This window comes from Microcoleus sp. Pol12B4, from assembly GCF_036701385.1.
In the GTDB taxonomy this organism is placed as follows: Bacteria; Cyanobacteriota; Cyanobacteriia; order Cyanobacteriales; family Microcoleaceae; genus Microcoleus.
The window spans coordinates 28,439-32,210 of record NZ_JAUBQR010000052.1; the positions used below are offsets into that span (position 1 = coordinate 28,439).

The 3,772-nt window shown below is 46.0% G+C and carries 3 protein-coding genes; 1 reads left to right on the plus strand and 2 read right to left on the minus strand.

All coding sequences use genetic code 11. From position 1 onward, the window contains the following. The coding region (gene cysT / locus QUA38_RS10045) for a sulfate ABC transporter permease subunit CysT (RefSeq protein WP_333161345.1) at positions 1–644 on the minus strand (644 nt) is incomplete at its 3' end. Between the two features lie 89 nt (positions 645–733). Further along, positions 734–1,882 (minus strand): sulfate ABC transporter substrate-binding protein, encoded by a 1,149-nt coding sequence (locus QUA38_RS10050; protein ID WP_333161347.1) that lies wholly within the window; start codon positions 1,880–1,882, stop codon positions 734–736. Positions 1,883–2,247: 365 nt separating this feature from the next. Here QUA38_RS10050 and QUA38_RS10055 point away from each other — a divergent pair. After that, positions 2,248–3,772: WD40 repeat domain-containing protein (locus tag QUA38_RS10055; RefSeq protein ID WP_333161349.1), on the plus strand; the 1,525-nt coding region annotated here is incomplete at its 3' end.

Consider the following 3,772-nt stretch of genomic DNA (forward strand, 5'->3'; position numbering starts at 1 on the left):
CCGAGGGCAACTCCGGTTAAAATAGACGGAAATAACGGGGGTAAAACTACTCGCCAGAAAGTTTGAAATTGAGAAGCACCCAAGCACCAAGCTGCTTCTTCGATGTCTTTTTCCATCTCGTTTAAAACTGGCTGTACAGTCCGCACGATAAAGGGCAAGGAAATAAAGATCATCGCTATTCCTACGCCCAAACGAGTAAATGAGATCTTGATTCCCAAGGGTGCAAATAGCCCGCCGATCCAGCCGTTATCGCTGTAAACTGTGGCGAGAGTTAAACCCGCGACGGAGGTGGGCAGTGCAAAAGGTAAATCGACTGCTGCATCGACAACCCGTTTTAAGGGAAAGTCGTAGCGGACTAATACCCAGGCAATTAATGTGCCGAATACTCCGTTAATTAATGCTGCCATTAATGCGGTAAAGAAGGTGACATCGTAGGCGGACAGAGCGATCGGACTGGTGGCAATTGCCCAAAATTCAGCGGGGTTGGCTGTGCTGGCTTTCAGCAGCATTGCTGCAACTGGGAGCAATAGCATTAAGCTGAGGTAGCCTAGGGTGATTCCCCAAGGTAATGTGATTTTGCCGATCGCCCTTTTGATATTTTCGATCGGAGACTCAGGGTTGCTGGTTGGAGATGATACAGCCATAAGTGAAGAGTTTTGAGTTGTCAAGAATAGTGAATCTTTTAGAACCCCGACTTCCCCGAAGTTGTCGGGGCTCTGAGCATTCTGTTTTTTTACTGTTTAATTGAACCTTGGATTTTGTCAAAAACAGCTCCGTCATCGAAGAATTTCTTCTGAATATCTCCCCAACCTCCTAAGTCTTGAGCTGTAAATAGGGTTTTGATGGGGGCATATTTTTTGACAAATTCTGGTTCCGCCGCTACTGTCGCATCTACGGGGCGGAAGCCTACTTTGGCAAATTCTCGCTGAGCTTCTGGGGTGTAGAGAAACTTGACAAATGCTTCGGCGACTTCGCGAGTACCGTGTTTATCAACGTTTTTATCGACGATGGCAATCGGATTGTCGATCGAAACATTGACTTCGGGAATACTGTAAGTCGGTTTTTCGCCTTTCTCACCTGCCAGAAGAATCTCGTTTTCGTAGTTAATTAAGGCGTCGCCTTGCCCTTGTTTGAAAAATACATCAGTGGCTTCGCGGGCATCTTTAGTCAGAATCGGGACGTTTTTGTAGACTTTGCTAGTAAAGTCTAATGCTTTCGTTTCGTCTCCTCCGGTTTTAACAACCGAGCCCCAAAGTGCGAGGAAATTCCAACGGGCAACGCCTGATGTTTTAGGATCGGCAGTAATCACTTTTACTCCGTCTTTGCTTAAATCTTCCCAGGTGTTGATGCCTTTGGGATTGCCTTCGCGGGTGACTATTGCTCCTACGGATTTGCTGACTATGCCTTCGTTGGGAACTTCTTTTTCCCACCCAGGTTGAATTAGTCCGGCTTTTTCGATTTTTGCGGTGTCGAGGGCGAGGGCTAGGTGTACGATGTCTGCTTCTAAACCGTCAATTACGGCCCGAGTTTGGGAACCGGAACCGCCGTAGCTTTGGTTGAAAGTGACGGTTTGACCCTTTTCTTTTTGCCATTGTTCAACGAATTTGGGAATTATCGCTTCGTGGGCGGCTTTGGTGACGGCGAAGGATACTAGGGTTAATTCTACGTTGTTGCCTTTGTTAGCTGCTGGGGTAGCACCGCCTGGAGTGGCTGCAGGGTTGTTAGTGGTTCCCTGGCCACAGGATGCAACGGCGAGACTTAAAGTTATTCCCACTAAAAATAGGGACAAAAATCTTTTCAGGGCAGTAAATGATTGATTTGTGCTGGCTGATGACTGTTGTCGCCAGTGAAGGTGTTGAGTTAGGCGTTGCCACGGGCTCATTATATTTGTTCCTCTAGAAAAAGTACGGTTATTAGGTCGGGATACCGTAATTAGGGTTGTGAAGTACGATTATAGACAAGAGCGAGTCAAAAGGCAACAAAAAAAACAAATTGGGGGAACTCAGGGTCGATCGCATATCCTGAAGTCTTTTCCGTCGGTGCTTTTGATCCAGATTTGGGGTAAAATGTAAAGTGTATAAATACTATAATTGAGTTAAGGTGGTCAACTTGCGCGGCTGCACGATACGCCCTACGACTACCATCGGCCGATCGCCCAAATGTAATAGCCCTGCCAAGAGTCGCCGCCCCAGCGAGATATGCCTGACTCGCGCGATCGTCCTTAACTAAGAAAAAGTTTTAACTGGTATGTCCTTACCCCGCCCAGTCTCAGACACCCTAATTGAACTGTTGAAGCCTGTAGCCTCTGAATTGGGAGAAAGATTGGGAGCAAGCGCTGTCAACGAACGCTATGCAGAAATTGAACCCTCTGGTTCTTCAGCTTTAAACCAGCAAATCAAAAAAGACCCTCGCTGGATTAAAGCACAAATGAAATATTTGCAGCGTCAGCAGGCCAGAGAACAAGAATTAATCGCCCTCGCCGGCGCAGAAGAAAGGGTAAAGGAAGAACGGGCTAATCGAATTAAGGCACAAGAAGTAAGAGATAAGCGGGCAATTAGTCGGCTTTGCCGCGACTTAATGCGGGAGTTTCAGTCAGAAGCAATTCGAGTTAAGCTAAGCGAAATTCAAACTATTTGGGACAGGGACAACTGGTTTTCTAATTTGAGCAGGCAGGAAACTGAACAGATTTTGCAGCAGCAGCAGCACCGATTGCTGCTGTTAGTTGCTCCCGCAAAAATTAGCCAAGATTGCCCTGATTCGTTCCGCCACAATCTGAATATCGAGCTGCCGGCTAAGTTAAGAGCTTTTTTGAACCAGCACTACCCCCCACATGGAGATTTATGCCCAGTTCAGTTTTACGGAGACTATTTCAAAAAAGCGATTTCTGATATTGATGTGGAGCGGTTGCAGACAGTGTTGTCTCCCGTACCGACAGCTATACTGTACAGCGATATCAGCGATTATGAAGTTAATTTTCATGTGGGTTTTTGGGGAGTCATCAATCAGAGCGTTTCTCTAGTGGCTATGCAGCCTTGGAATTGGGAAGAAGTTTATCACCAGTTGGAGGCGGAGGGGAAAGACAAAAAGTTGAGCCTGCGGATTATTCGGCAAATAATTGTGACTATTCACAAGTTATTGGCGGCTTTTTTAGCTGATTTGTATTATTTAAATATCGATTTTACTCACGAACCTCAGTTATTTAAATTAGAGGCAGAATTTGCTCAGGAATGGTTTTCTAAAGATTGGGCACAACCGTATATTGAAACTCTTAAAGAAATTCAGGAGCAACAGCGAATAGTCTATAAGGGAGAGATGCGGCGGCTGGCGCTGCGAGAGGCGAAAGCTAAGGCGGAACGACAGCGTTTGGAGGAAGCTGAACTCAAACGCCGAGAGGAAGCTGAGTCGGCTGCTAAGCGGGTGAAGGAATTAGCTCACAAATTAAAACATCAGAAATGGCAGTGTGTATATACGCTGCCAGGACATTCATCGTTTGTGAATTCTCTGGCGATTAGCCCTGACGGTAAAATTATGGCTAGCGGTAGTTGGGATAAAACTATTAAGATTTGGAATTTAGAAACAGCGGAATTAATTGGCACTCTGACGGGACATTCCGATCGGGTAAATTCGGTTGCTATTAGCTCTGACGGAAAAATGTTGGTTAGTGGCAGTTCGGACGAAACAATTAAGTTTTGGAATTTGCACAGCGGTGATTTGCTGTGTACTTTTCCGGGACATTCTATGGAGGTGAATTCGGTGGCGATTAATCCGAAGC